The organism is Algoriphagus lutimaris (assembly GCF_017051705.1).
GTDB classification, from domain to species: domain Bacteria; phylum Bacteroidota; class Bacteroidia; order Cytophagales; family Cyclobacteriaceae; genus Algoriphagus; species Algoriphagus lutimaris.
Genome location: NZ_JAFIDJ010000031.1, coordinates 1 through 288, shown reverse-complemented (window position 1 = coordinate 288; position 288 = coordinate 1). Strand labels below are relative to the sequence as shown.

The following is a 288-nucleotide window of genomic DNA, read 5'->3' as shown; positions in this document are numbered from 1 at the left end:
GGTCGACACGGTTCAGCTCGAAGTTGAGCCCTCAGTGGAGGTTCCGAGGGCCCGCGCCTACCTCACCTCGAGCTCCTGCGGTATCTGCAGTGCCGAAGTCATCGAGGCCACGCCGAAGCCGCGAGTCGCCCTGCAAAGCGAGGGCTGGCAGCTCACTCCGCAGCAGGCCCATCAGTGGGTGGCTGCCATGCGCGAAGAGCAAAAAATGTTTGAGCTCACGGGCTCTTTACACGCTGCGGCGATCATCGCGCCGGGTGGTAGTTTGCAGGTGGTACGCGAGGATGTAGG

General features: G+C 63.2%; 1 protein-coding gene. It reads left to right on the top strand.

Features of this window, described 5'->3' with window-relative positions; all coding sequences use genetic code 11:
* The coding region (locus JYB62_RS19655) for a formate dehydrogenase accessory sulfurtransferase FdhD (RefSeq protein WP_205647093.1) at positions 1 to 288 on the top strand (288 nt) is incomplete at both ends.